The organism is Duganella aceris (assembly GCF_011090165.1).
Lineage (GTDB): Bacteria > Pseudomonadota > Gammaproteobacteria > Burkholderiales > Burkholderiaceae_D > Rugamonas > Rugamonas aceris.
Genome location: NZ_JAADJT010000003.1, coordinates 466,731 through 486,436 on the forward strand (window position 1 = coordinate 466,731; position 19,706 = coordinate 486,436).

The 19,706-nt window shown below is 63.5% G+C and carries 19 protein-coding genes and 1 tRNA gene; 10 read left to right on the plus strand and 10 right to left on the minus strand.

Annotated features, from left to right (window positions below):
• Positions 1-81: 81 nt before the first annotated feature.
• Together ispH and GW587_RS09330 are read right to left on the minus strand one after the other, a co-directional pair.
• Positions 82-1,047, minus strand: coding sequence for a 4-hydroxy-3-methylbut-2-enyl diphosphate reductase (gene ispH / locus GW587_RS09325; RefSeq protein WP_166101423.1), 966 nt, complete (start codon positions 1,045-1,047; stop codon positions 82-84).
• An 8-nt stretch (positions 1,048-1,055) separates the two neighbouring features.
• Positions 1,056-1,508 carry an FKBP-type peptidyl-prolyl cis-trans isomerase gene (locus GW587_RS09330; protein WP_166101426.1) on the minus strand — a complete coding sequence of 151 codons (453 nt, stop codon included), beginning with the start codon at positions 1,506-1,508 and terminating at the stop codon, positions 1,056-1,058.
• 90 nt (positions 1,509-1,598) lie between these two features.
• On the opposite strand from GW587_RS09330, the gene radC reads away from it, so the two are divergent.
• The 3 genes from radC (at position 1,599) to rpmG (ending at position 2,852) form a co-directional block, all read left to right on the plus strand.
• Entirely contained in the window at positions 1,599-2,273 is a 675-nt protein-coding gene (radC, locus tag GW587_RS09335; RefSeq protein ID WP_166101428.1) for a RadC family protein, read from the plus strand.
• 161 nt (positions 2,274-2,434) lie between these two features.
• The gene (gene rpmB / locus GW587_RS09340; protein ID WP_008451488.1) at positions 2,435-2,671 is read left to right on the plus strand and encodes a 50S ribosomal protein L28; all 237 of its coding nucleotides are present in this window, start codon (positions 2,435-2,437) and stop codon (positions 2,669-2,671) included.
• A gap of 13 nt (positions 2,672-2,684) precedes the next feature.
• Positions 2,685-2,852, plus strand: coding sequence for a 50S ribosomal protein L33 (gene rpmG, locus GW587_RS09345; protein WP_008451489.1), 168 nt, complete (start codon positions 2,685-2,687; stop codon positions 2,850-2,852).
• A 54-nt stretch (positions 2,853-2,906) separates the two neighbouring features.
• Here the strand turns inward: rpmG and GW587_RS09350 are convergent, their stop codons facing one another.
• The 6 genes from GW587_RS09350 to GW587_RS09375 form a co-directional block, all read right to left on the minus strand.
• Positions 2,907-3,425 (minus strand): hypothetical protein, encoded by a 519-nt coding sequence (locus tag GW587_RS09350; protein WP_166101430.1) that lies wholly within the window; start codon positions 3,423-3,425, stop codon positions 2,907-2,909.
• Between the two features lie 63 nt (positions 3,426-3,488).
• Positions 3,489-4,691: a DesA family fatty acid desaturase gene (locus GW587_RS09355; protein WP_166101433.1), complete on the minus strand. Its 1,203-nt coding sequence runs from the start codon at positions 4,689-4,691 to the stop codon at positions 3,489-3,491.
• 150 nt (positions 4,692-4,841) lie between these two features.
• Positions 4,842-6,197: a mechanosensitive ion channel family protein gene (locus GW587_RS09360; RefSeq protein ID WP_166101435.1), complete on the minus strand. Its 1,356-nt coding sequence runs from the start codon at positions 6,195-6,197 to the stop codon at positions 4,842-4,844.
• Between the two features lie 148 nt (positions 6,198-6,345).
• Positions 6,346-7,650: an RsmB/NOP family class I SAM-dependent RNA methyltransferase gene (locus tag GW587_RS09365; protein WP_166101438.1), complete on the minus strand. Its 1,305-nt coding sequence runs from the start codon at positions 7,648-7,650 to the stop codon at positions 6,346-6,348.
• An 18-nt stretch (positions 7,651-7,668) separates the two neighbouring features.
• On the minus strand, positions 7,669-8,280 hold the full coding sequence (gene purN, locus GW587_RS09370) for a phosphoribosylglycinamide formyltransferase (RefSeq protein ID WP_166101440.1): 612 nt from the start codon (positions 8,278-8,280) through the stop codon (positions 7,669-7,671).
• Positions 8,281-8,403: 123 nt separating this feature from the next.
• The gene (locus tag GW587_RS09375; protein WP_166101443.1) at positions 8,404-8,802 is read right to left on the minus strand and encodes a barstar family protein; all 399 of its coding nucleotides are present in this window, start codon (positions 8,800-8,802) and stop codon (positions 8,404-8,406) included.
• Between the two features lie 440 nt (positions 8,803-9,242).
• On the opposite strand from GW587_RS09375, the gene GW587_RS09380 reads away from it, so the two are divergent.
• The 6 genes from GW587_RS09380 to GW587_RS09405 all read left to right on the plus strand — a co-directional run bounded on the left by GW587_RS09380 (position 9,243) and on the right by GW587_RS09405 (position 14,371).
• On the plus strand, positions 9,243-9,758 hold the full coding sequence (locus GW587_RS09380) for a glycine zipper 2TM domain-containing protein (protein WP_166101445.1): 516 nt from the start codon (positions 9,243-9,245) through the stop codon (positions 9,756-9,758).
• A 118-nt stretch (positions 9,759-9,876) separates the two neighbouring features.
• The gene (locus GW587_RS09385) at positions 9,877-10,668 is read left to right on the plus strand and encodes a spermine/spermidine synthase domain-containing protein (RefSeq protein ID WP_166101448.1); all 792 of its coding nucleotides are present in this window, start codon (positions 9,877-9,879) and stop codon (positions 10,666-10,668) included.
• A 26-nt stretch (positions 10,669-10,694) separates the two neighbouring features.
• On the plus strand, positions 10,695-12,503 hold the full coding sequence (tfpB, locus tag GW587_RS09390; RefSeq protein WP_166101451.1) for a type IV pilus assembly ATPase TfpB: 1,809 nt from the start codon (positions 10,695-10,697) through the stop codon (positions 12,501-12,503).
• A gap of 61 nt (positions 12,504-12,564) precedes the next feature.
• Positions 12,565-12,640: transfer RNA gene (locus GW587_RS09395), tRNA-Lys, on the plus strand.
• 114 nt (positions 12,641-12,754) lie between these two features.
• A complete protein-coding gene (locus GW587_RS09400) occupies positions 12,755-13,525 on the plus strand; it encodes a substrate-binding periplasmic protein (protein ID WP_166101453.1) in 771 nt (256 codons plus the stop codon).
• A gap of 87 nt (positions 13,526-13,612) precedes the next feature.
• Positions 13,613-14,371, plus strand: a complete 759-nt coding sequence (locus GW587_RS09405; RefSeq protein WP_166101456.1) for a substrate-binding periplasmic protein — start codon at positions 13,613-13,615, stop codon at positions 14,369-14,371.
• 1 nt (position 14,372) lies between these two features.
• Here GW587_RS09405 and GW587_RS09410 read toward each other — a convergent pair whose 3' ends face one another.
• On the minus strand, positions 14,373-15,218 hold the full coding sequence (locus GW587_RS09410; RefSeq protein ID WP_166101459.1) for a PhzF family phenazine biosynthesis protein: 846 nt from the start codon (positions 15,216-15,218) through the stop codon (positions 14,373-14,375).
• Positions 15,219-15,302: 84 nt separating this feature from the next.
• On the opposite strand from GW587_RS09410, the gene GW587_RS09415 reads away from it, so the two are divergent.
• Complete coding sequence (locus tag GW587_RS09415; protein WP_166101461.1) at positions 15,303-17,414, plus strand: dipeptidyl-peptidase 5; 2,112 nt, start codon at positions 15,303-15,305, stop codon at positions 17,412-17,414.
• 113 nt (positions 17,415-17,527) lie between these two features.
• Here the strand turns inward: GW587_RS09415 and GW587_RS09420 are convergent, their stop codons facing one another.
• Positions 17,528-19,669, minus strand: coding sequence for a metallophosphoesterase family protein (locus GW587_RS09420; RefSeq protein ID WP_207393400.1), 2,142 nt, complete (start codon positions 19,667-19,669; stop codon positions 17,528-17,530).
• Positions 19,670-19,706: the final 37 nt, after the last annotated feature.

Here is a 19,706-nt window from a genome sequence, read left to right on the forward strand (position 1 = left end):
ATAATAGCGAGAATTAGGGCAAACTAACTGCGGAATAATTCGGCACTCCCTGAATTAAATTCCGTGTCGGCCATGGATTCTTCAGGCCGTGCCCTTGATTGGTGCGCTCTTCGGAATGCCGTCCAAGCCTCTGGGCATCGGGAAGGTGACCGATTCCTGCACACCGTCGAGCGGACGCACGCTGCGCGCGCCCAGTTCCTTGAGCCGGTCGATCACCGCCTGCACCAGCACCTCCGGCGCCGACGCGCCGGCCGTGACGCCCACGCGCTGCTTGCCCTCCAGCCATGCCGCTTCGATCTGCGTGGCGTTGTCGACCATGTAGGCGGGGGTGCCCTTCTTCTCCGCCACTTCGCGCAGGCGGTTGGAATTGGAGCTGTTCGGACTGCCGACCACGATCACCACCTCGACCTGCGGCGCCATGAACTTCACGGCTTCCTGCCGGTTGGTGGTGGCGTAGCAAATGTCGCCTTTTTTCGGTTCGATAATCGCCGGATATTTGAGCTTCAGCGCCGCGATGATGTCGGCGGTGTCGTCCACCGACAACGTTGTCTGCGAAACGTAGGCCAGCTGGTCGGGTTTGGCGACGTTCAGCGTGGCGACGTCGGCCACGGTTTCGACCAGGTACATGCCCTCTTCGGTCTGGCCCATCGTGCCTTCGACTTCCGGATGGCCGTCGTGGCCGATCATGACGATCTCGCAGCCCTGCTTGCGCATCTTGGCGACTTCGACGTGGACCTTGGTCACCAGCGGACAGGTGGCGTCGAAAATGCTCAGGCCGCGCGATTCCGCCTCGGCGCGCACCGCCTTGGACACGCCGTGCGCCGAGAACACCAGCGTGTTGCCGGCCGGGACGTCGTCCAGGTCCTCGATGAAGATCGCCCCCTTGTTGCGCAGATCTTCCACCACATAGGCGTTGTGGACGATTTCATGGCGCACGTAGATCGGCGCGCCGAACTGCAGCAATGCGCGCTCGACGATTTCAATGGCGCGGTCGACGCCGGCGCAAAAACCGCGCGGCTGGGCCAACAGGATTTCTTTATCGCTCATGGACTTCCTCAGAGTACGGAAATAAGGTTGACTTCGAATTTCAGCGGTTGGCCGGCCAGCGGGTGGTTGAAGTCGAACAGGCAGGTGTCATCGCCCAGTTCGCGCAGGATGCCGGCAAAGCGGCCGCCGCCCGGCGCGGCGAAGTCGACCAGGTCGCCCACCTTGTAGTCGGCGCCCGGCACCGAATTCTCGTCCAGCGTGGCGCGCGTGACTTCGCGCACCAGTTCCGGATTGCGCGGGCCGAAGCCGACGCCCGGTTCCAGCTCGAAAGTCTTGTGCGTGCCTTCCGGCAGGCCGATCAGCAGCTCCTCCAGCACCGGCGCCAGCTGGCCCTGGCCCAGCATTAGCGTGGCGGGATTTCCGCTGAAGGTTGACACGATATCAGTACCGTCCAGCGAGGCGAGACGATAATGCAGGGTGAGATAGGCCGATTGGGTGACGACGGGTTGCGCGATAGACATGACTTAAGGCTCGGTAAGCTGGCAAAGGCTATATTGTAAGCCACCTTGCCGCTTGCGCCCGCCGGCCGTGTCGATTTACGGAGGATATCGATGACGATCAATAACTGGCCGGCGCAGCTGCGCCCGCGCGAACGGCTGATCCGCGAAGGCGCGCAGGCGCTGACCGACGCCGAATTGCTGGCGATATTCCTGCGGGTCGGCGTGCCCGGCAAGGACGCGGTGCAGCTGGGAACGGATATGGTGCACCATTTTGGCTCACTGCAAGCCTTGTTCGCCGCCAGCCTGGGCGAGTTTTCCGCCATCCACGGCCTGGGTCCGGCCAAGTTCGCGCAGTTGCAGGCGGTGATGGAGCTGGCCCGCCGCGCCATCATGGAGGAAATGAAGGCCGGCGCGACGCTGGGCTCGCCAAAGGCGGTGAAGGAATACCTGCGGCTGGCGTTCGCCGGTAAGCCCTTCGAATCGTTCCATGTATTGTTCCTCGATGTGAAGAACCGGCTGATCGAGGCCAAGGAAATGTTTCGCGGCACCTTGACACACACCAGCGTCTATCCGCGCGAAGTGGTCAAGGAAGCGCTGGCGCGCAACGCCGCCAGCGTCATGCTGGCCCACAACCACCCGTCCGGCACGCCCGATCCCAGCGAATCCGACCTGCTGCTGACGCGGGCGCTGATGCAGGCGCTGGCGCTGGTGGATATCCGCATCCTGGATCATTTTGTGGTCGCCGGACATCAAGTCCATTCGTTCGCCGAGCATGGCCAGCTCTGAGTTTACCCCTATCGGCTCAAGGGTTTACCGTCGAATCCGAAATTGTTAAATTTTTCTAGATGCGCATGACACAATTGTTTTTCACAAGTCATTGAAAAAGCTGAGTTTTTTGGATATACTCTCGTTTTTCCAATTGTGGAATGTCTTTTAAGGAGTGCGTTATGGCACGTGTTTGCCAAGTTACTGGGAAGAAGCCGATGGTCGGCAACAATGTTTCCCACGCAAACAACAAAACCAAACGTCGTTTCCTGCCTAACCTGCAGAACCGTCGTATTTTTGTTGAATCTGAAAACCGCTGGGTCTCCCTGCGTCTGTCCAACGCTGGTCTGCGCGTCATCGACAAGGTCGGCATCGATGCCGTCCTGGCCGATATGCGCGCCCGTGGCGAAAAAGTCTAATTAGGGAGCTACCATGGCAAAAACTGGCCGCGACAAAATCAAACTGGAATCGACCGCAGGTACGGGTTTCTTCTACACCACTACCAAGAACAAGCGCACCACGCCTGCTAAAATGGAGATCATGAAGTTCGATCCTAAAGCACGCAAGCACGTTATGTTCAAAGAAACCAAGATCAAGTAATCCGATCTTCGTTCCGAAAAAAAAGCCGCTCAGCTCACGCTCAGCGGCTTTTTTTTATTTGGACAGGCAGCCTTCGGTGTGCAGCACCTGCTGCCATTCGCCGGCGTACATGCCGGTGACCTTGCCCTTGCCGGTCTCGAAGCGCAGCGCATACTGGCCGCCGCCGGCCATCACCGTCAGCGTCTGCTCGGACGGATCGCGCAGCTGCTGGGCGCGCACGATGGCCTCGCCGTAGCTGCGCTCGACCTTGGCGACCGCGTCGCCCAGCGCGATGCCGCGCTCGGAGGCGATGCCCTCCTCCATCACGTCGACCCGCTTCAGCACGTCGTCGATGAACATCAGCAGCAAGCCCGGCTGGCGCGCCGGCTCGGCCTGGAAGCAGTTCGGCGCGCTGCGCAATTCCTTCGGCGTGCGCGCCAGCTTCTCGCCCAGTATCTTGTTGACCGTGTCGAACCCCATGCCGATCTTCAGCGGACCGGCGCCGTCGAAACGCACCGTCCAGTCGCCCGCCCGCGCCGCCGGCGACAAGGCCAATGCCATCGCCGCGCCCACCAACACACTACGCCATCCCATATCTCTTCCTCTGCAAATGAAAAACGGCCCCGCAGGGCCGCTTGATTGTATCAATACTTGCTGTTAAGCGTAGCTGCGCAGACGCAACGAGAAATCCTGCAGCGACTTGATGCCCGAGCCTTCGGCGCGGTTGCACCAGTCCTGCAGCTTGTGCAGCAGCTGGTCGCGGGTGAAGTGCGAGCGCTCCCAGATCACGCCCAGTTCCACGCGCATATTGTGCATGGTTTCCAGCGCCTTGCTGTGCTGGAACAGCTCCACCAGCTGCTGCTGCTGCGGCGCTTCCAGTTTGCCCGGCTCGCGCTGCATCAGCTTGCGCGACGATTTGAGGAAACGCGCCTCCAGCTGCGCCTTGTCCTTCAGGTGTTCGATCTCTTCCTTCCAGGCGTGCTTCATCGACTTGGCGTACTTGGCCATGACGTCGTAGCGGTTGGCGATCACCGATTGCAGTGTCTCGAAGTCGGCTTCCAGCTTGTCCTTGGCGAACTTCGGCTCCGGCGCCAGCTTCTTGACCTTGGCCAGGCCCATCATCTCCAGCGCGCGGATGTAGCCCCAGCCGATGTCGAACTCGTACCATTTCGACGACAGCTTGGCCGAGGTGGCGAAGGTGTGGTGGTTGTTGTGCAATTCCTCGCCGCCGATCAGCAGGCCGAACGGGATGATGTTGGTGGCCGCGTCGGCGCAATCGTAGTTGCGGTAGCCCCAGTAGTGGCCGATGCCGTTGATGATGCCGGCCGCCGTGATCGGAATCCACACCATCTGCACCGCCCAGACGGTGATGCCGATGACGCCGAACAGCAGGAAGTTGATGACCAGCAGCGCCACCACGCCCGACGCGCTGAAGCGCGTGTAGACATTGCGTTCGATCCAGTCATCCGGCGTGCCGTGGCCGTACTTGTCCATGGTTTCCTGGTTTTTCGATTCGACGCGGTACAGCTCGGCGCCTTCCCAGAAGACTTTCTTGATGCCGCGCGTGACCGGGCTGTGCGGATCTTCCTCGGTGTCGCACTTGGCGTGGTGCTTGCGGTGGATCGAGGCCCACTCCTTGGTCACCTGGCCGGTGGTCAGCCACAGCCAGAAACGGAAGAAGTGGCTAGGAATGGCGTGCAGCTCCAGCGCGCGGTGCGCTTGATGGCGGTGCAGGTAAATGGTGACGCTGGCGATGGTGATGTGGGTGACCGCCATCGTATAGAAGAAAACTTGCCATGCGGTGAGTCGGGTGACGCCGTTCGACAAAAAATCCAATACTGCATTTAAACTAAAGCTCATTACTACTCCAAAGTGGGCATGTCTCGCTGTCCGGTCGTTCCGATAACATTGCGCTTTTGGCAGGCGCGGGAAGTCCCTCAGTCGTACTTTTGAACTATATTGTACGCTGAATTAATGCTGACTTGAGGAAGCTTTTCCAGCCGTCACACACTATTCCTTTGGCACGGTCGTGCTTTCCGCCGTCGCCGGCGCGTCCGCCAGCGGCGCCGGAATCGGCCCCAGAATGCGCATTTCGCGCTGCGGGAACGGCACCGAGATGTTGTTGTCCTTCAGCGCGCGCCAGATCGCGCGGTTGACGTCGGAGGTCACGCCGCCGCGGCCGTTCTGCGGATCGTTGATCCAGAAGCTCAGCTGGAGGTCCAGGCCGTCGGCGCCAAAGCTCAGCAGGGTGCCCGACGGCGGCTTGTCCTTGCGCACGCGCTCGACCGTCAGCGCCGCCTCCTCCAGCAACTTGAGCACGCTGTCGACGTCGCTGTCGTAGGCCACCGACACCTTGGTCGAAATATTCACCATGCTGCTCGACAGCGACGAATTCTGCACCGCGCCCGACACCAGCATCTCGTTCGGCACGATCGACTCCATGCCGTCCAGGCCCTGCAGCACCGTGTAGCGGGTGTTGATACGGGTGACGATACCGCTGTACTTGTCGACCGTGATCATGTCGCCGATGGTCAGGCTGCGGTCCAGCAGGATCACGAAGCCGGACACGTAGTTGCTGGCGATCTTCTGCAAGCCCAGGCCGAGGCCGACGCCGAGCGCGCCGCCGAACACCGACAGCACGGTCAGGTCGATCCCCACCAGCGACAGGCTCATCAGCACAGCCACCAGGATCAGCACCGCGCGCGCGGTGCGCGCCACCACCACCCGCAGGTTGGTGTGCATGCCCTGCACCTTCATCAGCCACTCTTCCATCGCGGCGCCGGCCCACAGCGCCAGCATCAGCAGCACCACCACCGACAGCGTGGCCTGCAGGATGTCGGCGATCGACACCTTGTACTTGCCGATCGGCAGGATGGTCGCCTCCAGGTATTCGTAGACGTCGAACCACAGGCCGGTGATGTACAGCACGAAGGCCAGCCACACCAGCAGCTGGAAGATTTTCTCGAAGGCCAGCATGGTCGGGCTGACCGTGCCGCTGCTGCGCGCGAACACACGGCGCAGCACGTAGAAGGTGAAGCGGATCACCGCCAGCGAGCCGAAGATCGGCAGCGCCACCTTGATCAGGTTGACGTGGAAGTGATACTTGACCAGCACCAGCCGCGCCAGCGCCAGCAGGCCGACCACCGCCAGCGGCGCCAGCACCCGGCCGAAACTCTCGACGCCGAAGCGCATCATGCTGGTATGCGTCTCGTCGCGGCGGCCGAAGCGTTTCTTCAACAGCCGCGCCAGCGTGAAGCCCAGGATCACCGAGCCGATGATGGCGGCCAGCTGCCACAGCAGGCTGGGGTCGCGGATATCGCCGGTCAGGTCTTCGATCAGGTTCAGGAGTGGTTGCTGTTGGGCCATTGAAATAAATGCTGAGTGACGGAGACGCGTAGATTAACGTAAACAACAGACGGGGTCAGGTCTGACATTCGTACACGAGCTCTGCCGTAGCGACCGCTACGGCAGAGCTCGTGTACGAATGTCAGACCTGACCCCGTCTTTGGGCCGATTATTCCTCGACCGCTTCGTCTTCGTCCTTGACGACGACTTTCTTGGCCATCGGCTTGCGCTCGAACACGGCGGCGAAGAAGCCGTCGGTCTGGTGCTTGTGCGGCAGCAGCTTCAGGTAGTCGCCCATCTCCAGATCGATCTTCTGCTCGGCCAGCACTTTGCTCATCGGCACCAGATCGAAGTCCGGATGCGTGTCGAGGAATTGCTTGGCGATGAAGTCGTTCTCGTCGTCGAGGAAACTGCAGGTGGCGTAGACCAGGCGGCCGCCGCCCTTCAGCAGACGCGCCGCGCCGTCCAGGATCGCGGCCTGCTTGACTTGCAGTTCGCCGATCGAGTCCGGCTTCTGGCGCCACTTGACGTCCGGATTGCGGCGCAAGGTGCCCAGGCCCGAGCACGGCGCGTCGACCAGCACGCGGTCGATCTTGCCGGCCAGGCGCTTGATCTTGGCGTCGCGCTCGTGCGCGATCTGCACCGGATGCACGTTCGACAGGCCGCTGCGCGCCAGCCGCGGCTTCAGCTTGGCCAGGCGCTTCTCGGACACGTCGAACGCGTACAGGCGGCCGGTGTTGCGCATGATCGCGCCCAGCGCCAGCGTCTTGCCGCCGGCGCCGGCGCAGAAGTCGACCACCATCTCGCCGCGCTTGGCGCCGACGATGGCGGACAGCACCTGGCTGCCCTCGTCCTGCACTTCGATCGCGCCGCTTTTGAACAGCGGCAGGTTTTGCAGCGCCGGCTTTTGCAGCACGCGCAGGCCCAGCGGGGAGAACGGCGTCGGCGTGCTGCGGATCGGCGCCAGCGCCAGTTCCTCGGCCACCGCTTCGCGCGTCGCCTTCATGCTGTTGACGCGCAGGTCCAGCGGCGCCGGGGTGTTGACGCCGTCGGCCAGCAGCAGCGTTTCCTCTTCGCCCATCTGCTCGACCAGCTTGTCGAACAGCCACTTCGGCATGTTGGAGCGCATCGACTTGTGCATCACCTTGCGGTCGATCGCCAGGATGCGCTCGACCCACGCCACTTCTTCCTCGCTCAGGCCGCCCAGCGACTCGACGCCGACCGCGTCGGCCATGCCGAGCAGGGTCAGGCGGCGCATGGTGGCGCCGCCGCCGGCTTCCGAGAAATCGGTGTAGAACGATTTATTGCGCAGCACGTTGTAGATGCACTCGGCGATGCCGCCGCGTTCGCGGCCGCCCAGGCGTGGATGGTCTTTGAAATAGCGCGACAGGGTGGTGTCGGCCGGCGCGGCAAAGCGCAAAATCTCGCGCAACACTTCTTCGGCGTTGGCGAGTATCGCTGGTGGCAATCTCATGGAATTCCTTGGTTAGTTTTACTTTGTGTGGTCCACGTGGACCGCGCCCTGCGCTATCGTCAACCTGCCTTCGACAAACCAGCGCACCGCGCGCGGGTAGATGACATGTTCCTGCTCCAGCACGCGGGCGGACAGGGTTTCGACCGTATCGTCGGGCAACACGGGCACGGCGGCTTGCAACACCATCGGTCCGTGATCGAGTTCGGCCGTTACGAAATGCACCGTCGCGCCATGCTCCGCCACGCCGGCGGCCAGCGCCTGCGCGTGCGTCGCCAGGCCCGGAAACAGCGGCAGCAGCGATGGATGGATATTGAGCAGGCGGCCGGCGTAGTGCGCGACAAACTGCTCCGTCAAAATCCGCATGAACCCCGCCAGCACCACCAGATCGGGCGCGTAACCGTCGATGACGGTTTGCAGCGCGGCGTCGAACTCGGCGCGGCTGGCATAGTCTTTATTGGCAACAACAGCCGTCTTGATTCCCTGCGCGGCGGCGTACGCCAGCCCGGAGGCGTCGGCGCGGTTGCTGATGACGGCGACCACGCGGGCCGGCCATTGCTCGGCTTTTGCCGCCTGCACCAGCGCTTCCATGTTGCTGCCGCGACCGGAAATAAGAATGACGATGTTTTTCATAGCCCGGCATTGTACCTTGTCCACAGGCACAGGACCATAAAAAGGCAAGAATTGTTGCAATGCAGCAGGCGCCGCCGGGGCGCGATCAGCCCGCTCCGGCGCGGCTGCGGGAGGGGATCCGGCTTACTCGAAGGAGTAAAACACCCGGAATGGAACTTTTTTGTCGGCCCAGTAATCGGCGGCGTCGCGGAAGACGTCGAGCAGGGTTTCCCGTGCTTCCTTGTCAAATTTTTGGGTATTCGGCAATTGCTCCAGCACCACCAGGAAACCGGTCTGCGTGCCGGCCTTGAACATGGTCTCGGTCAGGGTTTCCCGCAGTCCGTCGAAATTCTTGCCTATTCCTTTGGGAAACTGGAACGATTCCGCGATGATGCCCAACACTTGCTGCTTGGTGGCGCCGGCGATGCAGTGCGCGTACAGGAAGTGGTGTTCCAGCCGGGCCGCCTCCTCCTGCAACTCCACCACGCGGAAGGCGCGGATCGATTGCACGAGGTTGGGTGGCACGGTCATCAGCAAACTCATGTTTCCCTCAATTTGACCTGGCATGTACGGTGTGTCCACTTTACTGTCGGGAGTGCCTATTTTGTGAATTAATGAGTAAATAATTTGAGCACCTGTCCACTTTACACGGCGGCTGGTCTGCGCGCGCCATGGCTGATTCAATGTCTTTCGTCGAATCCCATACGCATATTAGGGTAACGTGTTGTTCCTTCCAGATCAACACGAATGTGATGCCTAGCGCAATATTTGTTAAAAACAGAAGTTTTTTGCCGGGTTTTAGGGGCCAAATGGGCACATTTCGCCCCTGCGTAAGGGCGGCGACCCGAAACCGGCGCGCCTGTTACAATTTGTTGCTACAGATACCTGATATGCACTAGTGTCGCGCAAGGCGCGGCATTACTATACATAGCATGCAATATCAGAATCCCTGATAAGACACCCTGAACGAGACGAGGTACCAAATGAACTTGCAAGCCAAACTGATCGCATCCGTACTTTGCGTAAGCGCCCTGCCTTTCGCCCAGGCCGCCGATTTTGAAGATTTCGGCCGTGTGGTGCGCGTCACGCCGCAGGTGGAACAAATCAATCGTCCGCGCCAGGAGTGCCGCACCGAAGTGGTCCAGGTGCAGCAACCGGCGCCACAGCGCGGCGTCGGCGGCGCCATCCTGGGCGGCCTGGTCGGCGGCCTGGCCGGTAACCAGGTCGGCGGCGGCTCCGGCCGTTCGGTGGCCACCGCCGCCGGCGCCATCGCCGGCGCGCTGGTCGGCGACCGCGTCGACAACGCCAACCTGCCGAACAGCGGCGGCGTGCAGGACCAGCAGGTCAAGCAGTGCCGCACCGTCGATCATTGGGAATCGCGCACCTCCGGCTATGAAGTCACCTACGACTATCGCGGCCGCAACTACACCAGCGTGATGTCCTACGATCCGGGCGAGCGCGTCAAACTGCGCGTGGTGGTCGAACCGGCGCAACGCTGATCCTTCCCCTCCCTCCCCAGCAATGCCGGTCCCGCGACCGGCATTGTCGTTTTCCGGCTTGCTTTGCCGCAAGGCATCGCGGGATAATGCCGGTTCATCCCCTGTCGCCCGCCTCCCCATGCTGATCAAAAGAAAATCCATCGAAAAAGAAGAATCCTCGCGTCCGGCCTCGACCCCGGCGCCGCGCAAGCCGAAGTACGCGCCGGTGACGCTGTCGGAACAGGACGGCGTGCGCTATCTGCATTTCGGCACCGAGTGGGTGCAGGGCGCGATGCGCATCCGCAAGCCGAACTGGCCGGAGCTGGAGTACGCGCAGCAGATGATGACCTGGATGCTGTGGCAGCCGCAGCCGAAGCACATCGCCCAGCTGGGCCTGGGCACGGCGACGCTGACCAAGTACTGCTACGTCACCTTCCCCGAGGCGGCGGTGACGGCGGTCGAGCTGAACCCGTCGGTGATCGCGATCTGCGCCTCGATGTTCAAGCTGCCGGCCAACGACGCGCGCCTGCGCGTGCTGGAGATGGACGCGCTCGACTTCGTCAACGACCCGGCCAACGCCGGCGCGCTGGACGTGCTGCAGGTCGACCTGTACGACGCCACCGCGCGCGGCCCGGTGCTCGACAGCGCCGAGTTCTACCAGTCCTGCAACGCCTGCCTGGTCGACGACGGCATCATGACGGTCAACCTGTTCGGCGACCATCCCAGCTACGCGCGCAACATCAAGGCGATCAAGTTCGCGTTCGAGCAAGTCATTTGCCTGCCGCAGGTGCATGATGGTAACGTGGTCGCGATCGCGTTCAAGCGCAAGCGTCCGGTCGACCTGGAGGCGCTGGCCGCGCGCGCGGCGCAGATCGTCACCGACACCAAACTGCCGGCCAAGTCCTGGGTCAAAGGGATCGCCGCGACGTAGCATCTTTTTTGAAAGTGGCCGCACCGATGTCAGCAAACCCGGCAAGCACGCCCGCGCCCCACGCCGCGCCGCTCGACCTGCACCAGATCTACAGCTGGCTGCTGGCCGACGGCATGATCCGCAAGGCCGAGGTCAAGGACCTGTACGCGCAAAGCCAGGCGATCCTGAAGAACGCCGCCGGCGCCATGCATCCGCTGTGCGCGGTGGCGCACGGCAAGCTGCTGTCGGCCAAGCCGCCGCACAAGCTGCTGACGCTGGACGCGCTGTGCGAATGGCTGGCGGCCCGGGTCGGCCTGGCCTTCATCCGCATCGATCCGCTGAAGATCGACTTCACCAAGGTGGCCGATGTGATGTCGGCCAGCTACGCGGCGCGCTTCAACATCCTGCCGGTGGAGCTGACCGGCGACACGCTGGTGGTGGCCACCGCCGATCCGTACTCGGTCGAATGGGAGGCCGAGATCGCCAAGATATCGCGCCGCGCGATCCGCCGCGTGATCGCCAACCCGCTCGACATCGCGCAGTACACGACGCAATTCTTCAGCCTGGCCAAGTCGATCAAGAAGGCCAACAAATCCAACGGCAACGACCTGGCGCTGCGCAACAACTTCGAGCAGCTGGTGGAGTTGGGCAAGACCAACAAGCAGGTCGACGCCAACGACCAGCACGTGATCAACATCGTCGACTGGCTGTGGCAATACGCGTTCGAGCAGCGCGCCTCCGACATCCACCTCGAACCCAAGCGCGACATGGCGGCGATCCGCTTCCGCATCGACGGCGTGCTGCACCAGGTGTACCAGGTGCCGGCGGTGGTGATGATCGCGATGACCGCGCGCATCAAGCTGCTGGGACGGATGGACGTGATCGAGAAGCGCCGGCCGCAGGACGGCCGCATCAAGACCCGCACCGCCGGCGGCCAGGAAGTCGAGCTGCGCCTGTCGACACTGCCGACCGCGTTCGGCGAAAAGCTGGTGATGCGCATCTTCGATCCCGACGTGGTGGTCAAGACGCTGCCGGAGCTGGGCTTCCCGCTCGACGACGCGCAACGCTGGGACGCGCTGACGCAACGCCCGCACGGCATCATCCTGGTCACCGGGCCGACCGGCTCCGGCAAGACCACCACGCTGTACACCACGCTCAAGGCGCTGGCGACGTCGGAGGTCAACGTCTGCACGGTGGAGGATCCGATCGAGATGGTCGAGCCGGCCTTCAACCAGATGCAGGTGCAGGCCAGCATCGACCTGTCGTTCGCCGACGGCGTGCGCGCGCTGATGCGGCAGGATCCGGACATCATCATGGTCGGCGAGATCCGCGACCTGGCCACCGCCGAGATGGCGATCCAGGCCGCGCTGACCGGCCACCTGGTGCTGTCGACCTTGCACACCAACGACGCGCCGTCGGCGGTGATGCGGCTGCTGGAACTGGGCGTGCCCTACTACCTGCTGGAGGCGACGCTGATCGGCATCATGGCGCAGCGCCTGGTGCGCACGCTGTGCCCCGACTGCAAGGCCGAGGGCGACGAACTGAGCGACGAAATCTGGCACAGCCTGGGCGGCATGTGGCAGCTGCCCAAGCCGGACAAGGTGTACCGCCCGGTCGGCTGTCCCGAGTGCCGCCAGACCGGCTATCGCGGCCGCACCGGCATCTATGAATTGCTGACCGTGACCGAGGCCTTCAGCGAGCAGGTGCGCGAGGAGACCGACATCCAGGCGCTGCGGCGCCAGAGCGTGGCCGACGGCATGAAGCCGCTGCGCATCGCCGGCGCGATGAAGATCCAGGAAGGCGTCACCACCGCCGACGAAGTGTTGAAGGTGACGGCGGCCTTGGGAATGAAATAAATTGTTTTAACAAAACCCTTTGCAGTTGGCGGCCGCCTGTATATAATACGGCCTCTTTCGGGGGTCGTTAGCTCAGCTGGTAGAGCAGCGGACTTTTAATCCGTTGGTCGCAGGTTCGAATCCCGCACGGCCTACCACCGAATTCAAGCAGTAGAAAACGAGGCTTCCATCAGGAAGCCTTTTTTTTCGTCCAGGCATTTGGTGTAAGCTAGCGCAAACAGCGCACAGCGCGGGACCTTAGAGGACGACACATGGGCGGTTGGTACAGCGGATGGATCTGGCTGCTTGGCGCCGCCTGCTGCCTTCCGTCGCTCGCGGCCGAACCGGTGCGCCTGCGCACCGCCGCCCAGGAAGGCACCGAACCCAAATTCATCGCCGCCGGCAAGGACGCCATCGTCGGCCTGTGCATCGACCTGATGCGCGCGGTCGAACAGCTCGATCCGGGCCTGCGCTTCGTCGGCGACCAGAGCTGGAAGCCGCTGGTGCGCGCCTACTCCGAACTGGCCACCGGCCACGAAGACGTGCAATGCGCGGTGCAGCGCAACCCCGAGCGCGAACAGCGCTTCCGCTTCATCGGCCCGTCGCTGTACACCATCGAATACCAGTTCCTGGCGCGCGCCAACGACAACGTGGTGATCCGCAACTGGGACGACGTGCGCGCGCTCGGTCCCAACGACGGCGTGGTGCTGATCAACCGCGGCTTCGCGGCCGGCGATATCCTGGCCGCGCTGGGCGGCATCGAGGTCGACGCCAGCTCCACCAATCCGCAACTGAACCTGCAAAAGCTGATCGCCGGACGCGGCCGCCTGTACTTCCATCGCGGCCCAGGCCTGCAGAAGCTGCTGGAGCGCAGCGGCACCGCCGACAAGGTCAGGATCCTGCCGCAGGTGATGTACAGCGCCCGGCTGTACTTCGCCACCAGCCGCCAGCTCGACAGCCGCGTCGTCGAGCGGCTGGAAAAGGCGCTGTTCCAGCTGGAGAAAAAAGGCGAGCTGGAACGGCTGATGCACAAGTGGGACTGAGCGCAGGCGTTACAATGTGTGAGAATTGGCGCATTCAGGACTGCTAAACTGCTTTCATTAACATTGCTCAAAAACAACCACATCGCCATGAAAACATCCGCCGTCTTTTGCGCCGCGCTGTTGCTGTGCGCCGGTGCGTCGGCGGCGCCGACCGTGACGCTGCGGGTGACGGCCCAGGAAGGCACCGACCCCAAGTTCATCGCCGCCGGCGAAGGCCGCGTCATCGGCTTCTGCGTCGATGTGTTCCGCACCATCGAACGCATCGACCCCGGCCTGATCTTCACTGGCGACCAGCAGTGGATGCCGCTGACGCGCGCCCATTCCGCCGTGGTCAACCGCCAGCACGACGCCATGTGCGCGGTCCAGCACACCGAGGAGCGCGACCGCCACTACAGCTTCATCGAGCCGGCGCTGATGCCGATCCACTACATGCTGGTGGTGCGCGCCAAGGACAAGGTGGTGATCCACAGCTGGGACGACGTGCGCCAGCTGGGCGCGCAGGGCGTGGTGCTGGCCAACCGCGGCTACGCGCCGGCCGAGGTGCTGGCCGCGATGGGCGGGCTGCGGGTCAACGACAGCGCGGTCAATCCGGAAACCAATCTGCAAAAGCTGATCGCCGGACGCGGCCGCTTTTTCCTGCACCGCAATCCGGGACTGGCGAGCTTCATCGCGCGCACCGGCGCCAGCGGCAAGGTGCGCATCCTGCCGCAGGTGATGTACTCCAGCACGCTGCACATGGCGATCGGCAACCACGTCGATCCGGCGGTGACGCTGCGGGTGCGGCACGCCATCGAACAGATGGAACGCACCGGCGAACTGGCGCGCCTGCTGAAGAAATGGGCCTAGCCTAGTCGCCCAGCATGCGGGCGCTGCCCGAGACGCGGATCGACGCCCCGGCCTGGTCGCCGATCTCGACCCGCAAATGGCACGGCGCCCCCATGTCCTCGCCCTGGATGATGTCGATGGCGCCGCCGTGCGGCCAGTCGAGGTCGCGCAGATAGCCGGCCAGCGCCGCCGCCGCCGCGCCGGTGGCCGGATCCTCATACACCCCGCTGGACGCGAACGGATTGCGCGCATGGAAGCGCTGCGGCGTCTCCGCGTGCAGCAGCGAGATCGTGGTCAGGCCGTAGCGCTGCATCAGGCTGCGGCCGGCCGCCAGTTCGTAGCGCATCGCGCGCAGCTTGTCGCGGCTGGCCAGCGCCAGCACCAGATGGTCGACGCCGCCGTTGGCGATGGCCGGCGGAATGCGGTCGTCGAGATCGGCCAGCGTGTAGCGGAACAGCGCCAGCGCCTCCTTGACCAGCCCGGCCGGCGCCGGCGCGCTGGAGGTGGCCGGCGATTGCAGCGCGGCGTCGGCGCGGTCGCCGCTGGCGCGGCCCTCGACCGTCACCCGCGCGTGGTTGGTGGTCAGCGGAAAGATGCCGTCGCCGTTCTGCTGCGCCAGCACCGCGCCCAGCGCGATGGTGGCGTGGCCGCAGAACGCCACCTCGCCGTCCGGCGAAAAATAGCGCACGCGCCAGCCGTCGGCGGTGGGCGCGGCGAATACGGTTTCCGAATAGCCCATCTCGGCGGCGATGCGCTGCATCGCCGGCTCCTCCGGCAAGGCGGCGCGGATCATGACGCCGGCCGGGTTGCCACCTTGATCGCCGGCGGTGAAGGCGGCCACTTTGTGGATCTTGGTAATGGTCTGCATGGAGGATCTCCGTAGAAACTTGATTGACAGCAATGAGGGATTTGGCCACTATCTTTGCTTCACCGACTTTCGAGCGAATTCGTCATGACTATACCGCGACTTTCTTTTCTTGCCCTCCTCATTTCGGCCACCCTCGGCGGCCAGGCGCTGGCGGCCGACGCGACCACGGACAAGCACGCCATCACCCATGAAGACGTCTGGCTGATGAAGCGCGTCGGCGCGCCGCAGCCCAGCCCGGACGGCAAGTGGGCGGTGTTTTCCGTCACCGACCCGGCCTACGACAGCAAGGAACAATGGTCGGACCTGTGGATCAAATCGCTGGGCGACGACAGCCCGGCGCGGCGCCTGACCTTCAGCAAGGGTGGCGAAAGCGCGGTCAACTGGTCGCCGGACGGCAAGCAGCTGGTGTTCGTGGCCAAGCGCGACGGCGACGACGCCGGCCAAATCTACCGCATCGACGTCGCCGGCGGCGGCGAGGCGCAACGCCTGACCACGCTCACGCTGGGTGCGCGCGCGCCGAAGTTCAGCCCGGACGGCAAGCAATTGCTGTTCATCAGCGACATCTTCCCCGGCAACGCCAGCGAGGAAGACGTCAAGAAAACCGCCAAGGAACGCAAGGACCGCAAGTACACCGCGCGCGCCTACGAAACCTTCCCGCCGCGCTTCTTCGACAAATGGCTGGACGACAAGCAGGTGCGGCTGTTCGTGATGGACGCGGCGGTGGGCGCCAAGCCGCGCGACCTGCTGTCCGGCAGCAAGCTGGCGGCCTTGCCGGGCTTCGGCGGCGGCCAGGGCGACGAAGGCCAATCGCTGGACGCGATCTGGTCGCCGGACGGCAAGGCGGTGGTGTTCTCGGCCTCGACCAACCGCGACGAACTGGCGCGCGCGTCCGGCTACACCCAGCTGTTCAGCCTGCCGGTGGCCGGCGGCGAAGCGCAGCAGCTGACCGCCGACAAGCGCAGCTACAACAACCTCAAGTTCAGCGCCGACGGCAAGACCTTGTTCGCGCTGAGCGAAGCGGAGGAGCCGGGCAAGGTCTACGACCTGACGCGGCTGGCCAGCTTCGGCTGGCCGCTGAGCAGCGCCGCGCCGAAGCTGTTGACGGCGTCGCTGGACCGTTCGGTGTCGCGCTACGCGCTGCCGGCCGGCACTGGCCGCATCGTGTTCAGCTACGAGCACGCCGGGCTGGAGCAACTGCACTCGATCAACTACGCCGGCGGCGACCTGCGCGACGAAGCGTCGCAGCCGACCGGCAGCATCGGCTCGCTCAACGCCGGCGGCAAGGCGCTGGTGGGCGTGTGGGAATCGGCGATCAACCCGCCCGAGGTGTACGCCTTCGGCAACGGCGCGCCGAAGCGGCTGACCTCGTTCAACACCGAGCGCGCGGCAAGCATCGACTGGCAGGCGCCGGAGCACTTCTGGTTCAAGGCCAGCGACGGCCGCATGATCCACAACATGATCGTCAAGCCGGCCAATTTCGACCCGGCGAAAAAGTACCCGCTGTTCGCCGTGATCCACGGCGGCGCCGCCAACATGTGGCGCGACCAGTTCGTGCTGCGTTGGAACTATCACCTGCTGGCGCAACCGGGCTATGTGGTGCTGTTGACCGACTACAAGGGCTCGACCGGCTACGGCGAAGAATTCGCCCGCGCGATCCAGGGCGACCCGTTGAAGGGACCGGGCGACGAAGTCAACGAAGCGGTGGATGAAGCGGTCAAGAAATACAGCTACGTCGACGGCGCGCGCTTGGCGGCGGGCGGCGCCAGCTACGGCGGCCACCTGGCCAACTGGCTGCAGGCGACGACGACGCGCTACAAAGCCATCGTCTCGCACGCCGGCGAGATGGACCTGGTGATGCAATGGGGATCGAGCGACAGCATCCACGGCCGCGAAGTCAACAGCGGCGGCCCGGTGTGGGGCGACAAGGCCGTATGGCGCGAGCAAAGCCCGGTGATGCAAGCCGGAAATCACGATAAAGGCACGGGCTTCAAGACGCCGATCCTGATCTCGGTGGGCGAGCTGGACTACCGCGTCCCGGCCAACAACGCGCTGATGAACTTCGCCACGCAGCAGCGGCTGAACGTGCCGAGCAAGCTACTGGTCTTCCCCGACGAAAACCACTGGATCCTGAAGGGTGACAACAGCCGCTACTTCTACAGCGAAGTGCACGGCTGGCTGGCGAAATACCTGAAGTAAAAAATGACCGCTTAATCCGGGGTCAGAGCTAAAAACTGGACACGAGCTCTACCGTAGCGTTCGCTACGGTAGAGCTCGTGTCCAGTTTTTAGCTCTGACCCCGGAGTTTTAGGTCAGTTGAAGCTCAGGCCGCTGTTGCTGGCGTTGGTCAGCGTCTTGGCCTTCAGGTCGATCGTGAAGCGGTCGCTCGGTTTGCCCGAGCCGAGGCCCTTGAAGATCGCGAACACTTGCTTGAACTGGTTCTGGAACAGCACGTTCACCGCGTTCTGGTCCGACGGCAGGTCGCCGATCTTGACGATCGCCGCCGGCGTCGCCGGGAACGCGCCCATCAGCACCTTGTACTGCGCCACCCGCTGCGCGCCCATGTCGCGCAAGGCCAGTTCGCCCGCGTACACCGTGCGGTGGAAGTCGCCGTAAAATTCATAGGCGCTGATCTTGGCGAAATCGTCCAGCTTCAGGTTGGCCGCCGCCGCGAGCTGCTCGGCCTTGGCGGTCGCCGTGGCCCAGTCCGCCGTCAGTTGGCTGGCCGCGACGCCGCCGTCGGCCACCGTGCCCTTGGCGGCACACGTGGCGGTAATCGGCAGCACGCCCGGATTGTCTTTCAGCTGCGCCAGCGTGACCTTGGTTTGCAGCTGCGACAGGATCAGCATCTGGCGCGCATCCAGCGACATCGCCGCTTCCTTCATTTCGCACGGCCAGTAGTCGCTCATGAAACGCAGCCGCGACAGCTCGCCGAAATAGGTGCGGGTGAACTGGCCATACGAGGTCGAGTCCAGGATGCCGCGGTCCCAGCGCTTGGCGACATCGCCGGCGGCGACGCTGCCTTGCAGGTAGTCATACTCGGTCTGGTACAACGGGAACAGTTCGTTGTAACGGGCGACGTTGTTCAGGCCGACCGTCTGCACGTCGATCGTGTCCTTGCTCTGGTAGCTGACGATCTTGTACGCCGCGCCGAACACCGCGAGCGACGGCGATTGCACGTTGACCATGTAGTTGCCGGCGGCGTCCTTGTAGTCGTTGGTGCCGTTGAAGTGCATGTGGCCGCCCATGTGCAGCGGCAGGCCGGTGCCGGCCAGCGCGGCGGTGGTGGCGGCCGCCGGCATGCGCGTGACCTGGAACGCGCCCGACTTGAACACGGCTTTCATCGCGTCGGTCTGGTTGGCGTAGAAGTCCATGGTCGGGTAGTGCGAGAACGACATCAGCTGCTTGCCCTGCGCCTTGGCGCGCGCGGCCACCGATTTGATCCACTCCATCTGGTGGATCTTGTGGGTCAGCACCTTGTTCCAGCCGGCGTCGCCGGCGTTGTCGAAGCCGCTGAAGATCTTCGGATTGGCCGGGTCGAACTTGGCGTTCGGCACGTGCACGTTGGCGTCCAGCGCCAGCAGCCAGATGCCCTTGACCGGCTCCACCAGATAGCTGGCGTCGATGATCTTGGTGCAGCGCGTGTACGGCTTGCCGAGCTTGGTCTCGCCGGCAGCCTTGTAGCTGCCGCCCTCGCCTTCGGCGCAGATTTCGAACTGGCGCTTGTCCAGCGCCGAGGCGGCGCTGGCGGCGTCGTAGCTGTACTTGCCGTCGGTGTAGGGCGTGAACGGGGTTTCCCAGTAGACGTCGTTCTTGTTCGGCATGTAGCCAAATTCGCCCAGCTTGGTCAGCAGCTTGTCGTAGCCCTGTTCCATCAGCTGGTTGGTGCAAACCACGGTCGGATCCTTGGCCTTGCAGGCAGCGTTGTTGACCGCGTAGATTTTCTGTTCCTTGCCGTCGCGGGTGAGGAAGTCGTTCTTGCCCGCTTCATCGTCGTCGTACGGCTCGTTTGGATCGTGGTTGCCCGGGGCGATGAAGAAGCGCATGCCCTTGGCTTGGTATTCGTGCAGGATGTCGCTGATGCCGTCGATGTTGATCGGCTGCGCGTCGTCGGAGATGTCGCCCGGCAGCGCAACCAGGCGCAGGCCCTTGGCATACGCGTCGTCCAATGCGGCGCGGAAGGCGAAGTAGTTTTCGTTGAACAGCCGCGTCGACGTCAGCTGCGCGTACATGGTGCGGATGGTGGCGTTCTTGCCGTCCTTGGTCGGAATGCCGGAGAACTGCGCGCTCTTCAGGTCGCCATAGATGTTTTCGAAGTGGACGTCGCTCATGAAGGCGACGGCGGTCGAATTGTAGCCGTCGCCGGGATTGGTTTCGGTGACGGGCAAACCGTCGCTGCCGCAGGCGGCGAGCAAGGTGGCCAATAAGAAAGCGGCCGGTGGGGCGAGGCGCATGCAAAACTCCATCAAGCTGTTAAGGACGGCGCATTGT